This window comes from Streptomyces chromofuscus (genome assembly GCF_015160875.1).
GTDB classification, from domain to species: Bacteria; Actinomycetota; Actinomycetes; order Streptomycetales; family Streptomycetaceae; genus Streptomyces; species Streptomyces chromofuscus.
Genome location: NZ_CP063374.1, coordinates 6908458 through 6925800 on the forward strand (window position 1 = coordinate 6908458; position 17343 = coordinate 6925800).

Annotated in this window: 10 protein-coding genes; 6 read left to right on the plus strand and 4 right to left on the minus strand. The window is 70.2% G+C overall.

Annotated features, from left to right (window positions below):
• Nucleotides 1-197 precede the first annotated feature (197 nt).
• From IPT68_RS30960 to IPT68_RS30985, 6 genes are read left to right on the plus strand one after another with little or no spacing between them, the layout of a single operon-like run.
• Complete coding sequence (locus IPT68_RS30960; RefSeq protein ID WP_189698145.1) at nt 198-2258, plus strand: hypothetical protein; 2061 nt, start codon at nt 198-200, stop codon at nt 2256-2258.
• Complete coding sequence (locus tag IPT68_RS30965) at nt 2255-3247, plus strand: hypothetical protein (RefSeq protein WP_189698144.1); 993 nt, start codon at nt 2255-2257, stop codon at nt 3245-3247. The genes IPT68_RS30960 and IPT68_RS30965 overlap by 4 nt, the downstream gene beginning before the upstream one ends.
• A complete protein-coding gene (locus IPT68_RS30970) occupies nt 3244-8709 on the plus strand; it encodes a DEAD/DEAH box helicase (RefSeq protein WP_228040045.1) in 5466 nt (1821 codons plus the stop codon). Before IPT68_RS30965 ends, IPT68_RS30970 begins: the two co-directional genes overlap by 4 nt.
• The gene (locus IPT68_RS30975; RefSeq protein WP_189698143.1) at nt 8709-10451 is read left to right on the plus strand and encodes a hypothetical protein; all 1743 of its coding nucleotides are present in this window, start codon (nt 8709-8711) and stop codon (nt 10449-10451) included. Before IPT68_RS30970 ends, IPT68_RS30975 begins: the two co-directional genes overlap by 1 nt.
• Nucleotides 10448-11257, plus strand: a complete 810-nt coding sequence (locus tag IPT68_RS30980) for a hypothetical protein (protein WP_189698142.1) — start codon at nt 10448-10450, stop codon at nt 11255-11257. The genes IPT68_RS30975 and IPT68_RS30980 overlap by 4 nt, the downstream gene beginning before the upstream one ends.
• Nucleotides 11254-13014, plus strand: a complete 1761-nt coding sequence (locus IPT68_RS30985; protein WP_189698141.1) for an Hsp70 family protein — start codon at nt 11254-11256, stop codon at nt 13012-13014. The genes IPT68_RS30980 and IPT68_RS30985 overlap by 4 nt, the downstream gene beginning before the upstream one ends.
• Nucleotides 13015-13802: 788 nt before the next feature.
• Here IPT68_RS30985 and IPT68_RS30990 read toward each other — a convergent pair.
• From IPT68_RS30990 to IPT68_RS31005, 4 genes are all read right to left on the minus strand, one after another.
• Nucleotides 13803-14393 carry a flavodoxin family protein gene (locus IPT68_RS30990; protein ID WP_189698140.1) on the minus strand — a complete coding sequence of 197 codons (591 nt, stop codon included), beginning with the start codon at nt 14391-14393 and terminating at the stop codon, nt 13803-13805.
• Nucleotides 14394-14730: 337 nt separating this feature from the next.
• Nucleotides 14731-15738: an endonuclease/exonuclease/phosphatase family protein gene (locus IPT68_RS30995; protein WP_228040047.1), complete on the minus strand. Its 1008-nt coding sequence runs from the start codon at nt 15736-15738 to the stop codon at nt 14731-14733.
• Between the two features lie 40 nt (nt 15739-15778).
• A complete protein-coding gene (locus IPT68_RS31000; RefSeq protein WP_194074028.1) occupies nt 15779-16030 on the minus strand; it encodes a hypothetical protein in 252 nt (83 codons plus the stop codon).
• A gap of 46 nt (nt 16031-16076) precedes the next feature.
• Nucleotides 16077-17144 (minus strand): glycerophosphodiester phosphodiesterase family protein, encoded by a 1068-nt coding sequence (locus IPT68_RS31005; RefSeq protein WP_189698138.1) that lies wholly within the window; start codon nt 17142-17144, stop codon nt 16077-16079.
• Nucleotides 17145-17343 lie beyond the last annotated feature (199 nt).

Sequence of the window (17343 nt, forward strand, 5' to 3'; positions counted from 1 at the left end):
ACGGTTGGGGGATAGGTGGGGGCGTTTCCTCGAGTTGCGCGTCGTGGGGTTACGTCGGGCAGTGGCAGTCGAGGGCTGAGTCCGAGAGGGCGTTCGGTGCCGACGCCATCGGCGGCGGGTTTAGGGTGACGCGGAAGACCGTTCCATGCCGGGGAATTTCACGAAGAGGGCGTTGGAACATCTCTTTTGGGGACAGAGTGGACGATTCTTATCAGGCGTGGCAGGAAGTGCTGGCCGAAGAGTTCTTCGGACGGCAGCACGCCGGCCACCCGACGCTGTTCTACGTCGACGACGACGTGGAGCAGGAGCTCAGGCACGGATACGGCATAGAGGAGCCCCTGGCTCAGTGCGTGGGCAAGTTCCTGCGGCTGGGGACCGCGGAACCGTACAGCGCGCTGGAGGACTACCGCTGGCGCAAGCGGCAGCAGGACAGGGACGGCGTGCCCGCCTTCCTGCCGTTGCTGGCCTGCTCGGTGATGGCCGCGTCCCGGATGGTGCACGACCGGAACCACCGGGCCACCGCCTACCACGCCCGCTTCTCCGAGCTGCTGACCGGCCACGAGAAGCAACTGGGCAGCCACCACTACGAGCCCGTCTCCCGCATGTGGCAGGTGCTGGCCTCCTGGCAGCACAGCCAGAAGGGCGCGCGGGGCCTCTGCACCATCCCCGCCCCCGCCGACCTGCCCTCCAACCGCAGCATGATCGGGTTCGCCCAGTCCCAGGCGCTCCTCAGCGGCGCGGACCGGTCCTTCATGCCGAAGTTCTTCCGGTCGTTGCGGGAGCACGGCACGACCTGGCCGCTGCCGGGGGAGACGCTGCTGGCCCAGATCGAGATCCGGGGCATGGAACAGCACTTCTCCAAGGGCTTCCGCAACGCTCTGCAGGAGGAGGAGTTCCGCCCCTTCCTCGCCAAGCTGATCGGCAACTACGCCGCTTCCTGGGACGGTTCGGACGAGCTGGTGCCCACCGGTGTCACCCGGGCCGAACTCCTGGTGCGGCTGGACGCGGGGCGTCTCAGCTGGGTGGCGCGCCTGCGGTCCGCGGAGCAGAAGAAGCGTATCGAGCTCAAGGACGGCGTCGTCCTCGAACAGCTCGGCGACACCGCCTACTACGAGGTGACGGGCCTGCCCGCCCCGAGCGCGGACACCCTCACCAGGGGCATCCGCCGCGACGGGGACAACCTGGTGCTCAGCCGCCCCTCCTCCTCCGTCCTGGTGCTCGCACGGGACGACGTGCTCGGCGTCTGGGCCGGCACCGACGGCTTCCGCCCGGGCGAGGCACACGTGGTGCTCGCCGCCCCCACCGCGCAGCGGGACGTGCAGCGGCTGCTGGACAAGGCCGCGACCACGGGCCGGAGCGCCGACACCAGCAAGTTGGCCTGGGTGCCGCAGGGCTGGTCCCTGCACAAGCCTGTCACCTTCGACGACGCGGTCACCCTGCGCCGGTCGCTCCAGGAAGTCCAGGGCGCGGTCGGCCTCCTGCAGCCCCCGGCCCAGTTCAAGCTCCGCCTCGAGGGCGGACTGAAGCTCGCACCCTCGCTCGATTCCCACTTGTATCTGCGGGGAGGCGAGCCCCAGGTGGTCCTCCCGGACGCCACGGAGGGCACGGGCGCCCTCCTGGTCGACGGAAAGGAGCGGCCCGAGCTCAGGAAGGCGGTCGCCGCGGGCCGTCCCGTCCCCCTGGCCGTGCTCCGGCTGGAGCCGGGCCGCCACACGGTGAGCTACGCGGGCGTGGAGATCGACTTCGCCACCGCGGACCAGGCCGTCGTCGAGCCGAAGATGACCAAGGTCTGCGGCTTCATCGTCGTGGACGGCACGGCCTCGGAGTCACCCTCCCTCCTCGTCGAGCAGACCCTGCCGACCGGCGTCACCGGCGCCCACTGCACGGGCGCCACGGCCCGGGGCGCGGCAGCCGTCATGGAGCTGTGCCGTCGGGACGCGGACGAGGTGCTGTTCGCGGCGGCCGACGGACGGCTGTGGACGTTGCAGGCCCCGGAGCAACCGGACTGGTGGACGGAACGCCTCCCCGGCACCCCCGCCCCGCTCCGCTTCGAGGCCGACTTCCACGGCATCGGCGGCTGGCTCCTGGAGCGCCGGAGCGGACGCTGGAAGGGCCGCCCGGTGAACCCCGGAACGCCGAAGCCGAAGAGCGCCGGCAACCCGCGGGCATGGGCCCGTGCCGTCCTCAACGCCCAGCAGGCGTCCGTCGAGCCCTCGTGGGCCGCGTACGTGCAGGCAGCGAAGGAGCTGGACCGATGACGGGACCGATGAGCAGCAACGAGTTCGGCGGGATCCTCCTGCGCTGGCTGAGCGAGAGCCGCAGCGGCAAGGCGTCCGCACTGCGCGACGGGGTCCGCGGCCAGGCCCGGGCATGGGGCCTGGAGCTGAAGGAGTACGCCGACTGGGACTGGATGCGCAAGGCCACCGCCCTCGGCTTCATCGACGTGGACCTGCGCGCCGATCGCTGGTCGGTGGCCCCGCCGGTGCTGACCCGGCTGCCCCACGCCGACGGCCTCGCGTTGCTGACCGGCGCGCGCACCGCCCGGATCAGCACGCGCATCGAGGAGGCGGCACAGGAGTGGATGGAGCTGATCACCGTCCCTCACCGGCCGGAGGCCGGTGAGGCGCCGCTGCCCGACACCCTCCTGTTCCAGTACGAGGACCTGCGGACCCTGCAGGAAGCCGCCGAGCTCCTCGGGGCCCGCTACGTGCCCTGCGCCGCCCTGCAGTTGACGGTGCTGCTTCCGCAGGCGGCGCCGGGCCCCGAGTCCGCACCGCCCGGTGGGAGCACCGCCAGCACGCTGGAGAAGTACGAGCTGCGCCTCCAGCGGTTCGTCCCCGCGGAAAGGGACGACGAGGACGGCCTGTACCGGTGGCGCGGAGCCGACTACGCACGCCTGACCCGCGTCCGCCGCAACGGCGTCTTCCATGCGGTGGAACGCGAGACGGGCATCTACCTGGAGCTCGCCCGTCACCGCACCGGCGCGATGCGCTGGCGGCCGGAATCCGGCAAGGGCCGTGCCGGCATCGGCCGGCTCTTCGTCGACCGGTACGCGCCCCTGCCCGCCCTGCACGAACGCGCGGCCGTCCTGTGCAGCGGCTTCCCGCCCTCGATGGGCAAGCAGACGCAGACCCGCGCGTACGACAACGTGCCGAGGGCGCTCGCCGAGGCGATCGCGGCCTCGCTGCAGCAGAACCTGGAGATCATGCCGCGACCGGTGGCGGCCACCGGCGGGAGGACCAAGTGAGCGTCGAACAGCAGACAGCGGCGGTGACGAACACCGATGTCCAGGACGTCATGGGCACTTTCGACGACCTGCGCAGCGCGCTCTTCCGCTACTACGACACCCCGTTCGGCGTCGATGACCGTTCCGTCATGCAGGAACGGCGCGCCCTCCTGAACCGGGACAACGGGGCCTGGCGTGACCCGCTGATCGAGCTGCGCCCGCAGTACGCCTCCCGGGGCGTCAGCGTCGCGGACTCCTTCGCCGAAGCAGGGGCGCACCCCGACGCGGCCGAGTTCGCCCGGTTCACGCTCCCCGACGGCGTGACCAGCCTCTACCGGCATCAGCACGACGCCCTGGTCGCCGCCTGCGAGGGCAAGGACTTCGTGGTCACCGCAGGCACCGGTTCCGGAAAGACGGAGTCCTTCCTGCTGCCCGTCCTCGCCGACCTGGTCGCCGAGTCCGCCCACTGGCAGGGCACCCGTGCGGTGCAGCGGGAATGGTGGCAGAAAGACGGCGACCACGTGCCCAGCCGACAGAGCGAGCACGGGCATCCCGCCGCCCTGCGCGTGCTGGTTCTCTATCCCACCAACGCCCTCGCCGACGACCAGCTGGTCCGACTCCGGAAGTCGCTGGACAGCCGCGAGGCCCACGAATGGCTGGACCGGAAACGCAACGGACACCGCTTCTACTTCGGCCGCTACACCGGAGCCACCCCTGTCTCCGGCAGCCGCGATTCCGAGCCCGCGAACTTCCGTCTCCGGCAGTACCTGCGGGAGGTCGAGGAGCGGCAGCGCAAGGCCGACGAGAAGCTCGGCGAGGAGCTGCGGCCCTTCATCCCGCGCCTCGGCGGAGCGGAGATGCACGCCCGTTGGGACATGCAGGCCGCGCCGCCGGACATCATGGTCACCAACTACTCGATGCTGAACATCATGCTGCTCCGCAAGCAGGAGGAGCACATCTTCAGCGCCACGAGGAAGTGGCTGGAGGAGACCCCGGACGCCCGCTTCACCCTGATCCTCGACGAGCTCCACATGTACCGCGGTACGGCCGGCACCGAGGTGGCCTACCTGCTGCGCAACCTCCGCCACCGTCTCGGCCTCGACAAGAGCCCCGAGAAGTTCCGTGTGCTCGCCGCATCCGCCTCCCTGGAGGCCGGCCGGGACGACGAGTTCCTCGACGGGTTCTTCGCCCTGCCCGGATCCCGGCGCGTGATCATCTCTGGAAAGGCGAAGGAGATCCACGGCGAGGGCGGCGTGGCCGCACACGCCGAACGCCTCGCGCAGGCCGCGAAGGCCCCCGTCACCCAGGACGAAGCCGTCGCCCTGGCCCGGGAGACAGGCCTCGGCCCGGCGCTCCAGCGCGCACTCACTCCAGACGGCAGGCCTCGTGCCCTGCCCGCCCCCGCACTGGCCAAGAACCTCTTCCCGGACGTCCCCGAGGAACAGCGCCAGGACGCGCTCCACGGCGTACTGCGCATACTCGGCTCCGCCCAGGACCCCGAACTTCCCCAGCTCCGCGCCCACTTCTTCTTCCGGAACATCGAGGGCATCTGGGCCTGCTCCGACCCGCAGTGCCCGGACATCCCCGTGGAGCACGGCCCCGAACGGCGGGTCGGCCGGCTCTTCGCCGAGCCCACGTCCCGCTGCACCTGCGGCGCCCGCGTACTGGAACTTCTCTCCTGCCAGGCCTGCGGCGACCTCATGCTCGGCGGGTACGCCAGCCCCAAGGACACCCAGCGGCGCAAGTTCACCGGTGCCCTCCACACCGACTTCCCGGACCTGGACCTGCTCCCCGACGAGGCCAGTGGCGCACCCACCGCGGCGAACTACGTCGTGTACTGGCCGCGCACCAAGGGCCTCGGCCTCGACGATCCCGGCTGGCACGCGGGCCTGTCCGACGGCGGGCCGCAGGTCGAGTTCGAGTTCCGCCGCAGCGCCTACCAGCCCGCCACCGGCCGCCTGGAGAACCGGGACGTCCAGCACACCGGATGGTCGTTCCACATCTCCGTGCCCCTGGACAAGGAGGGCAAGAAGTCGGCCTACGACCCGGCCCGGCTGCAGGCCTTCCCCACCCGCTGCCCCGCCTGCGGCGACGACTGGGAGATCAAGTACGACCGCGACGGCCGTTTCATCCCGCTGGAATCTCCTGACCGGCTGCGCAACGCGCCGGTCCGGCGGATGCGCACCGGTTTCTACAAGATCAACCAGGTGCTGGTGACCGAGGCCCTCGGCCACCTCCCCGACGGCCGGCGCAAGGCGATCGCCTTCTCCGACAGCCGTGACGACGCCTCCGAGCTCGCCAGCGGTCTTGCCCTGCGCCACCACCAGGACCTTCTCCGCCTGCTCAGCGCCCGGGCCGTCGACAACCAGGGAGATCCGTTCGGAGACCTTCAGCTGGTGAAGGCCCACTACGCCGGGGAGTCGGTCGATCGTGCGGCCGCCCGTGCCGCCATGGAACGGCTGCGGGACCGCAACCCGGCGGACTGGGGGCGCCTGAAGGCGATCCTTGTCGACGACCTCGACGCCGAACCGGAAATCCTGCCCGACCTGGAGCGGAAGTTCTCCGAACTGCCCTCGCTGGACGACCTCGCCTCCGACCTCGAAGGCATGCTGCTGCAGTACGGCACCAACCCCGCCGGTCCCGCGGCCTCGCTCCAGCAGACCTCGGCCGGACAGCCCTGGACCGCGCTCTACAACTGGGAGCGGAACCGGGAAGCGGTGGCGGAGACCCAGGCACAGGAGGAACTGCTGGGCCGCATCCGCTCCCGCCTCCGCCTCGAGACCATCGGAAGCCTCTTCTCCGGCGGCGGCCGTGACTTCGAATCGCTCGGACTCGGCTGGCTCTGCCTGCGCGATGACCGCTCGCCTGAAGAGATCGGCCCGGACAGCGATCAGGCCGTGGCCCGTGCCAGTCTGCGGATTCTCGGCTTGATGCGGCGCTTCACCCGGATACGTGCCTCTCTGCAGAGGCCGCCTGCGCCTCTGAAGCGTTTCTGGAAGCAGGTCGCCGAACGCCAGGGCACCGATGTGCGGACGGTCGAGGACCGGGTGCTCGGCGTCTGGAAGGACGCCGTGGTCGACTACGTCATCAAGCCGGAGAAGGCGGCGCTCCGCCCCGGCGAGAACAAGACCTGGACGTGCCGTTCCTGCCACCGGCCCCACCTTCACCCGGGCACGGGGCTGTGCACCAAGTGCCTGACCCCGCTGCCTGCCATGCCCCAGCAGTACAGCGGAGTCCTCGAAGACGACTACTACGCGTGGAAGGCCGCCCACCGCACCGGTGACTTCCCCCTGCGCACGGCGGAGCTGACCGGCCAGACGGACCGGCTGGAGGCCCAGCGCCGGCAGAGCCTCTTCCAGGACGTCTTCCTCGGCGACAACGACGTTTCGCAGGCGGACGGCCTGGAACTGCTCTCCGTGACCACGACCATGGAGGCCGGCGTCGACATCGGCCCCCTCAACACCGTGATCATGGCCAACATGCCGCCCACCCGCTTCAACTACCAGCAGCGGGTGGGGCGCGCGGGCCGACGCAACAGCCCGGTCGCCGTGGCCCTCACCGTCTGCCGCGGCCGCAGTCACGACGAGCACTACTTCGCCCGCCCGGAAGCCATCACCAACGACCCGACTCCGCCGCCCTACCTGGTCCTCGGCATGGTCTCCGTCTTCCGGCGGGTCCTGTTGGGAGAGATCCTGCGCCAGGCCTTCGAGCCCCTGCAGCCGGAGGACCGCCGGAAGGGGCCGGACATGACGACCAACGTCCACGGACAGTTCGGCCTCGCCGCCGACTGGCCGATGCATCGCGGTGCCGTCCGCCGCTGGATCGCCGAGCACCCGGACCGCATCAGAGCCGCTGCCGCCGCCCTCCAGGCCGGAACACCGGAGAGCATCGCCGCCATCGATCCGGTGGCCGCCATCGGCGAACTCCTCGGCCAGGTCGACGAGGTGGCAGCCCGGACGGTCGGCCACTCCGACCTCAGCCAGCGTCTGGCAGAGGCGGGTCTCCTGCCCATGTTCGGCTTCCCGACCCGCTCCCGCCTCCTCTACCGGAGCATCCCGCGGAAGACCTTCCCCTGGCCGCCGGCCGACTCCGTCAACCGCGACCTGGCCGTCGCCCTCAGCAAGTTCGCACCGGGCAGCGAAACCCCGCAGGACGGCCGTCTGCTCCGCTCCAAGGGAGTGGTCTCCCTCGTCCCGAGCGGGCGCGGAGTACAGGCCGCCGAGGACCCGTTCGGACCGGAACAGCTGGTCGCCATGTGCCGGATCTGCTCCCACGTGGACCCGCAGGCCGCCGTCGACCCGGAAACCGGGGGCGCCGGCACCTGCCCCGCCTGCGGCGCGGAGAGCAAGTACTACAAGGCCGTCCCCTTCCGGGAGCCCGCAGGCTTCCGGGCCGCCCACGAAGCACGGGACTACGACGGCTACCGGGAGCTCGGCTCCAACGCCACCAGCGCGCGGACCGCCACCGACCTGGAGAAGACCGCCCCGCGCATCCACCGTGCCGCCGACGACTGGATGGTCGTCCACACCGGAAGCGGCGACCGCTACATCGTCAACACCAACGCCGGAAAGCTCTTCCGGTTCGTCAAGAACACCGGGCCCTGGGGCGGATACGTCGCTCTGGACCACCCCAAGGCGGAAGCCGACCTGGAGATCGCCCTCGGCGCCACCCAGCACACCGACATGCTCTTCATCGGGGCCAAGGGCGCCCTCGACACGAGCCGGGGCCTCCGCTTCGACATCTCGAAGTCCCAGCAGATCGACGGCTTTCCCGAGGCGTACCACGGCCGGCGCGCCGCTTGGTACTCGCTGGCGGCCCTGCTGCGCCGCGCCGCCGCCCCGCACCTGGACGTGCAGCCGGAGGAACTCCTCAGTGGCATCCACGGCTCGGACGCCCCGGTGGCCGCTCCCGTCATGGCCTACCTGGCGGACAGCCTCGACAACGGCGCAGGCTTCAGCACCTACCTCGGTTCGGAGGAACACATCGAGGAGTTCCTTCAGGCGGTCGACCGGTACGTGCACGACCTGGAGGCCGACCATCATGCGCAGAACTGCCGCAGCTCCTGCTACGCCTGCCTGCGCGACTACTCCAACATGCGCCTCCACCCGCTGTACGACTGGCGGCTCGCCCGCGACCTGACCGATGCCCTGCGCGGCCGGAAACTGCAGATCGATCCGAACGAGCACGCCGTCCTGTTGAAGGGTTGGGCGGACGAGGAGCCCACCGTCAGCCTCAAGGAGACCCCCGCTGGACCGGTGGCGCTCTTCACCTCGGACTTCACCGGCGAGCCTGTCGCGGTCGCCGTCAAGCATCCGCTGGAGTCCGCCACCGAGGAGTGCGGGAACGAACGGCTCCAGGCCCTGCGTCACGAGGTCCGTGCCGGTGGCCTCGCCACCAGGATCGCCTTCGCCGACTCCTACAGCCTGGACCGGACCCCTGCCGCGGTGATCGAGCAGGTGCACATGTTCGCGGAGGAGCTCTGATGACGGCAGGAATCCCGCTGGGAGCGGGCCACGACGAGCAGGCCCGACTGGAGGAGCTGCGGCAGCGCGAGATCGCCCGCCGCCTCGCCCTCCGCCAGGCCCGCGCCCAGGGCCGGACCGTTGGGGAAGCTCCGGAGGTCGCGGAAGCTGCCGGCAGCCCCGCTCCGGTCGTTCCGCCGCAGAAGCAGCCGGAGCCGGGACCGGTCGTGCCCCAGCCGGTCCCCGAAGGATTCGCCGACCGGGAGGCCTGGGAGCGCGCCCGCTCCTTCGCCGAACTCATGCTGCCCGACGCTCTGAAGGCGGAGACCGGAACACTCTCCGCGCAGAAGCTGGCCCTGGCCGCGGCCGACGCAGCGTCCCGGCAGGACGACCCGGTCGAGGGCGTCTCCCTGCTCGTCATGGCACAGGACCACGGACTGGACGTTTTCAACGGCCGGCTCGACGACCGCGCCCGCGCCCTGCTGGAGGACAAGCCACTGCCGCTCCTGGGGGAGCCGGGCAGCATGTGGCAGATCTACCAGGACGACCGTCGTCTGATGGAGATCAACCTGCCGGCCCCTCGGCAGAGGGCGCTCCTGGCGAAGCTTCCCCGGCCGCTTCTCGACGACTACATCGACGAGGAGTGGATCGGCGCGGTCCCCGAGCGCGACGGCACCTCCCGTGCCGCCTACTTCCGTGCCCGCCTGGACCCGGCGTCCCTCACCGATGAGGAGATGGACCTGTTGGCCTGGCCCCTGGAACGGGAGCGCCGGGAGGCCGGCCCGGGAACGGAACCCGGCCGTGACTGGCCGCAGGACTGGCGCCTGCTGGTGAGACTGCAGGCCAACGAGGCCAAGGCCATCGCGGAGGAGTGGACCGACCTCCTTCCGCCAACACAGAAGCTCCTCGACGCCTTGCGCGAGGTGCGGCGGACTGGGGAGGTCCCGGACGACCTCGTCGCCGACGAGCGGCTGTGGGTCCTTTTGGAGCGGATCCACCCCCGCGTGCGCAGCGCGAGCAACAAGAAGTTCAACGGCTGGATCGGCGTGCGGACCCTGATCAGGGCCGTGCGGCAGATGCACCATGCCCTCCTCCGCGGGGACGACGAGACGGCGGAGCAGCGGAGGAAGGCGGCGCTCACCATGGCCGCGAGGCTCCGGCACCACTCACAGCCGGTGCGCTGGGAAGCCCAGAACATCCAGGCCTACCTGCGTGCCGGCCAGGAGATGACGGAGTCCCTCGAACTCCTGGAGCAGGACGCCGAAGGCCGTCCCCCGGTGCGGGACCAGCTCGGCGGAGGCGCCGTGGTCACGCTGCGGAAGAACCGGGGCTTCCTGGAGGACCGGCCCCTCGGAGAACGCGACCAGCCGCTCAACCCTTATCTGGTGCTCGGCGTGCCCGACGGGGCGGACGACTGGAAGAAGGCCTGGCGAGCCCTGAGGAAGGAACTCGACGACAGCGGCCGTGTCCGGATCAACCGCGCCAAGGACATGATCGAGAAGGCCGAGCGGGAGCAGCAGGAAGTACCCCGGTTCGCCGTCCCGCTCGCCCCGCACCGCTGGAAGGACCCCACCGGCACGAGCCACCGGCTGGAACTCCCGCCCGAGCCTCTGCACAGGCTCACCGAGCCGCCCACGGACAGCGACCGCGCGTGGTCTCGCACCGAGGCGGCCCGAGAAATAATCACCAGGGCGACAGAACGTTTTTACCCGGCTGCTGAAGACCCCGCAGCCCTTGAAGACCCAGAGAGCAGCACATCGTGAGCAACGAAGCCGGTAAAGGCGACAGTGGTTCTGACCCCCGTGACGGATTCCGGCGGAACCGGGGTCGCGGGCCGAACAGCGGAAGCGTGCGGAATCGTGGGGAGCGCAGGGCGGCCGAGGCTGCTCCCTGGCGGTTCACCGAGAGCCACCTGGCCGAGTTCACCCCGGGGACCCTGGACGCCGCCGCGATCCTGGAGTCGGTCAACGAGACGCTCCTGCCCGTAGTGGAGAAGGAGTTGGAGGAGGCGACGGAGAAACTGGGCGCAGCTCTGGCCGACAAGGAGACCAAGGCCGATCTGGTCTCCGCCCTCCGGACCGAGCTGATGCGCCGGGTGCTTCCCCAGTTCACCGAAGCAGTGCGCAAGGGTGTGCTGGAGAGTATCCGCACACGCCAGATGCACCTGGCCCAGCTGGCCGTCCTGCACCGGCAGGCGCTGGACGCGAAGACCTTGAAGGTGGTGCTGACCCGCCTCGACCACGAGGCGGCGAAGGCCGGCCTGCAGATCGTCGGCGACACCGGCGATCAGTCGCTGTTCAACGTCGTGGAGGACCAGCCTGGCGTGATGCATGGAGGCCCGGTCACCTTTGAACTCGTTGCGCCGGCCTACGTCGACAAGGAGTCCGGACAGCTTGTCGAACGCGGCTGGCTGCGGGCCGTTGCCGGGCAGGAAGCTCCGGCGCCAGGGATTGTCGATCCCAGTGCTGCAACACGTGTGGAGGACCCGGCTCCGGTGCTGACCTACAGGCAGACGCTGCGTGCTGCGGTGAGCAGGCGACTTGGCATGACGCAAAGGGGAACGCGATGACTTTCGGTATCGACTTCGGCACCAGCAACTCCGTGGTGGCCCACTGGAACGGGCACACCACCGAAGTGCTGCCGGTCGACGGTAGCAACGTGCCCGCCCAGTGGCAGATGTCGGAGTTCGAGCAGCTCTTCCCCTCTGTGCTGTCCGTCCGCGACCTCCAGCGCACCCTCTGCTTCGGCTGGGAGGCGAAGACCGGCACCAGCGAGCCGCTCGACGCCGTGAAGCGCATGCTCGGCACCCGCTCCGGTGCCAAGAAGGACGGCGACGTCGACGGCCTCAAGGTCGCCGCCCAGCTCGAGGAACACCACGCCTGGGTCGGTTCGGAGAAGTTCCACAGCACGGTCGCGGCCGCCTCCCTCTTCAGCCGCATGAAGGAAGGTGTCTCCGCCCAACTGCTCGACCTCTCCGACGCGGTCGTCACCGTCCCCGCCAAGGCGACGGGCGGCGCCCGCTACCGCACCCGTGCCGCGGCAGCGCTCGGCGGAGTGAGGGTCCGGGCCCTGCTCAACGAGCCCACCGCGGCTGCGATCTCGTACGTCCGCGACGTCCCGATCCCCGGCCGTTTCCTCGTCTTCGACTGGGGCGGCGGAACCATCGACGTCACCGTCCTCGAATACGACGACGGACTCTTCGAGGAGCAGACCTCCCGCGGTATCACCGCCCTAGGAGGCCTGGAGTTCGACAACGCGCTGGCCCACTTGATCCAGCAGAAGATCGGCCTTACCGCAGACCAGCTCACCAAGGCCGAACGACGTCGGTGGCGCCGGTCGGTCGAGCTGACGAAGATCGCCCTGTCGTCCGTGCCGATGGACGGCGCGCTCTTCTTCGACCTCCCGGTCGGCCTCGCCCCCTCGAACTCGAAGCGTGAGGTCAGGATCACCGCGGCCGAGTACACCGAGGCGATCACCCCGCTCATCACCCGCGCCCTGGAGGCGGTCCAGCAGGCCCTGGAAGACCTGGCCATTACCCCGGAAGACATCGACTCCGTCCTGATGATCGGCGGCACCTCGCAGATCCCCCAGGTGCGTCACGCCCTGGGCGAGCTCCTCGGCCACGACCGCATCGTCGACAGCGGCCTGTGCCGGCCCATGACCGCCGTCGCCCGAGGCGCGGCCATCTACGCGGCCTCCCTCGACGGTGAACTCGGCGACGACAGCGACTTCTCCCTGGTGACCAGCTACGACCTGGGCACGGCCGTGAGCGCGGGCGAACAGAAGGGCTTCCGCGCCATCATCCGACGCAACGCCACGCTCCCAGCGGAAGGTTCCGCCAACTTCTACCCGGACACGCCGCGGGCTTCCTTCGTGCGCGTGCCGGTGATCGAGGGAGAGTTCGGCTCCCGGGCCGACAGCGACCGGGCCTTCCCCCTGGCCAACATCGAAGTGCCTCTCCCGACCCGCGAACAGGACGTCCACCGGAACAGGATCGAGATCAGGTTCCGTTACAACGAGAGCGGCATCCTGCGCTTCACCGCCACCCACGTGGCCACCGGCGTGGTGCTCGCCGAGCGTGAGATCGATTCCTTCGGTCCCGACGGCACCCCGCTGCAGCACGGCCTCGACGACGAGCTGACCCGCCTCCTGGCCCACACCGTTCGCCCGTTCGCCGACGGCTCCTCCAGCGTCCGGCATCTCTCGGCAGCCGAAACGGCCAACGCACGCCCCGCACCGATCGACATGTCCGTGCGCGTGGTGGCGGCGGATCCGGCGGTAACGGTCAACGGCGAGCCGCAGGGCGTGGTGACGGGAGGACTCTGACCGGCTTCTGGACTCCGGGGCAATATCCGGGTGCGCCAGTAGCTCGCTCCACTGCGGCGGCAGGTGTCGGCAGCCGATGGATCCCGTCTATGGCCGCTGAGATCGGTCCGGCTCGCCGGCTTTGATGCACCGCTCCGACTCTGTTGGAGACTCCGGCCTGCCCGTGCGCCAGGAGCGACTCACCCTGGTGCGTCGTCGCAGGTCCTGTGGGGTTGCGTCCCCCTCGGACACAATGACCGACGATACGGTCACCAGGACCTCGACCTTACGGTCGCGGTCCTCGTTGCGTTTTCTTGGCCGATGGTGATGCCGAGAGCTTCGTGGAGTGGGCCTTCGGCGTCGGCTGTGTGGATGCGCTGTGCGACGTCTCGAACACTGTCAGAGATCTCTCGGATCTGTTGCGCGTCAAGTGGAGACGTCTACTTCCGGGTGACGATGGGGAGCCGGTCGAGCGTCTTGCGCGCCGCCCCGGTGTCTCTCCGTGCGTCGTTGATCCATTGGCTGACCGCCCTCAGCACGGGAGCAGCGGGCGCGATGATTGCCCTGTCGATACTGCGGGTGCAGCCCGACAGCGTCTACAGCGTGCAGTGGACCGCTTTCGTGATCTTCTTAATTCCGCGACCGGCTCGTCGAGGGTGGTCGCGCCGACCTTCCGCGGCCGGGCCGCGCGGGTCCCGCGCGGCCCGGGCGGTCACTGCGCCGCCCGCCAAGGGCTCTCCCGCCGCATCCGCAGCCCGCGGACCAGCGGGGAGGCCCGAGCGGAGCGGGGCAGGCCCCGAGCCGTCGGCTCAGGCGCCGACGGCTGCCCGCCCGGCGATGTAGACGCGCGCCTGCTCCGCGACACGGCGACCGAGGTGCTCGGCGGTGGCGATGTCGGACTTGTGGACCTCCTCGGGGCCGAGGTCGGTGTGGGTCTGGGCGCCCGCCCCCAGGTAGAAGCCGAGGCGGTTGAGATCCTCCTCGGAGGCGGTGGTGCTGTTCCAGCCCGGGTGCAGGCCGAGATTCACCCAGGTCATGCCGTGCTGGGCCGCCAGGACAGTGAAGTACTGGAGCGTGTGGAGCTTGTCGCCGCTCTTGGCGCCCGAGTTGCTGAAGCCGGCGGCGAGCTTGTCCTTCCACGAGTGGACGAACCAGCGCTTCGAGGTGGTTTCGGCGAACTGGTGGAAGGCACCGGAGGCCGTGCCCATGTATGTCGGCGAACCGAAGACGATCGCGTCGGAGGCGTCGAGCTGCTCCCACTGCTCTTCGGTTATCTCGTCGACCTTGACCAGGTGGACGACGGCCCCGGCTTCCAGGGCGCCGTCACGCACGGCCTCCGCGAGGACGGTGGTGTGGCCGTAGCCGGAGTGGTAGGCAATCGAGACGACGGGGGTGCTCATGAAGTTCTCCTCCTGGCAGTGGACTGGGGCTGACTCCCTTCGGGAGCCGGGGGCCGACGCTCACCCGGCGCGGCGGCGTGAAGTCGACCCGTACGCCCTCCAGACCGGACAGCCTCCGCATCCGTGACACCGCAAGGCATCCTCAAGCACATCACCACGGCCGGCGAGCAGACGTGCGACGTCGTCCACGAACGCCTGCCGGCCATGACGACGCAGCGCCACCGGGCACTGCTGGACGCGTGTAGCGACTGGCGATGCATGCCATCGTCGATGCCGACGATCAGAAGCCGGCCTGAGCTCGCTCGCAGGTACCTATGAGCACGACCCGGAACGGGCCCTACGAGGCATGGTCGTCCAGCCTGATCCGTGCCACGACGGGCAGGTGGTCGCTGCCCGTCTCCGGGAGGGTTCGCACGTCGACGACAGCGGCCCCCCGCGCCAGCACCTGGTCGATCCTGGCGACGGGGAAGGCCGTGGGCCAGCTGAACGCGAAGTCCTCGTCCGCCGTGCCCAGTCGCGAGGTGAGGGGTGCGAGGCCGCGGTCCCGGGTGGTGCCGTTGAGGTCGCCCGCCAGGATCACCGTGGCCGAGTCGTCGCCGGCGATCTTCCGGCCCAGCAGCCCCGCGCTCTCGTCACGCCACCGCGTGTCGAATCCGCTGCCCGGCCTGATCCTCACCGACGGCAGATGCGCCACATAGACGGCGATGTCGCGATCCGGTGACACCCGGACAACCGCCCGCAGTCCCCGACTCCAGTCGCCCGTCACCGCCTCCGGCCTGATGTCCGCCTTCTCCGTGTCCGTCAACGGGAAGCGGGACCACAGCCCGACCGTCCCCACGACCACATGGTGCGGGTAACGGCTCTGGAACGCCCTCTCGTACGCCGCGACACCCGACGGCGTCAGCTCCTCGAGCGCCACCAGATCGGGGTCGGCGTCGACGATCGTGCGGGCAGTGGCCGCCGGGTCCCCGTTCACGTCGCTCACGTTGTGCTGGACCACCGTCAGGCCGTGCTCCCCGGGACTCCGCGGCAGCAGGGACGGGCCGAACACGGCGAGCCAGACCGCTGCCGCCGCGAGGACCGCCAACAGCGCGCTCGCCGAGCGGCGCAGGACCGCCACGGCGAGCAGCGCCAGGATCGGCACTCCGAGCCAGGGCAGGAAGTTCTCGATCAGACCGCCCGGATTCCCCGGTGTGCTGGGCACGAGGGAGGGGAACAGCAGGAGGAGGGTGACCAGGAGGGCCAGGGCCGCGGGCACGCGTCCTCGGGTGAACGTCGTCCACCCGCTCGCATCCAGCCGCCCCCAGCCACGGAACCCCGCGACATCGGCCTTTCCGATGGCCACCCTCCACCCTGCCGTACGGCCTGCCGGCCCGCCCTCGCGATCACAGCCGGTCGAGCACCGCGAAGGGATCCGTCGAGCCCTGGTTGTCGACGGCGACGATACGCCGCCGCAGGGTGAAGGACGCACCGGGTGGCAGGGTGACCTGGCGCCGGCTCATGACCCAGATGCCGCAGGCGTAGGCGGTGAACGCGGTGTCGTCGTAGACCAGGCCGTGCTGCGGCGCGCGGCGTCTCCGTGCGCTGTCGTGCGCGGCGCGTCTCCGCGCTGTGGTGCGCGGCGCGGTGGCGATCACGACCCGTGCGGACCGGGCTGTGCCGGCCCGCACGGGACGCCCTCGCTCAGTGGCGCGGGAAGTACTGCTTCGGCAGCCCCATCCCGCGGTCGGCCATGATCTCGCGGACCCGGTCCGGGTAGTTCGTGATGATGCCGTCGACGCCCATGTCCATCAGCGCCTCCACGGTGGCCGGGTCGTCGCAGGTCCACGGGACGACCTTCAGGCCCCGGGCGTGCGCGTCGGCGATCATCGTGCGGTCGGGGTAGAAGCGGAAGCCGGGGTCGCCGATCTTGCCGTTCTGCGGGAAGCCGTACACGGGGGAGAGGGCCTTGACGCCGGGGACGGCCGCGGCGGCCTTCACGAAGTCGCCGTCGTAGTCGTCGGCGTCGATGCCGCCCAGCCACGGGGAGGCGCCGGGCTTGCCGACCTGGAGGAAGTCGTAGTTGGTCAGCGCCACCAGCGGCCACTTCGGCGCCAGCTCGTGCATCGCCTTCAGCGCGCCCCAGTCGAAGGACTGGATGGTGACCTGGCGCTCCAGGCCCGAGTCACGGATCTCCTCGAACACACGGCGCACGAACAGCTCGCGCGGCGCGGTCTGCTCGGGCGCGCCCGCCTCGACCTTCGTCTCGACGTTGAGGGTGACCTTCTTGGCCTTGTAGCTCTTGACCAGGTTCAGCACGTCCCGGAGCTCGACCATCCGGGCGCCCTTGACCTGCTCCTGCTCGGGGTGGCCCGGCAACTGCTGGTAACCGCAGTCCATCGTCTTGATCTGCGCCAGCGTCAGATCCTTGATGTACTTGCCGACGTACGGGTACATCGGGTCGCCCGGCACGGCCGGCGCCGTGTCCCGGCACTTCTGCGCGCTGACCTGCCGGTCGTGTGTGACGACGACCTTGTGGTCCTTGGTGACCTGGGTGTCCAGCTCCAGCGTGGACACGCCCAGCCGCAGCGCCTTGCCGAACCCTTCCAGGGTGCTCTCGGTGGTCATGCCGAGGCCGCCGCGGTGGGCCTGCAGGTCGAAGTGCGCCTCGTGGGCGGACGGACCGGGGGCTTCCGTGGCCGCCTGGGCGGCCGTCGGGACGGCGAGCACCGGCACCAGGGCCAGGCCGGCAAGGACTTGTCGTGCGGACATTGCAACCTCACTCGTTCGGGATGGGGCGATTCAGGACGCTAGTTCGACTCCGGTCGCGCCCAGTGAACCTGCATGTGATGTGGCTGTGAACGCTGGAGGAACCCCAGGGTGGGGTCACAGGAGCCGGTGCCCGGAAAACAGCAGGCCGTGCGGCGGGTGGACGCGGCATCATGACGGTCCGCCACGCCGCCCTCGCCAT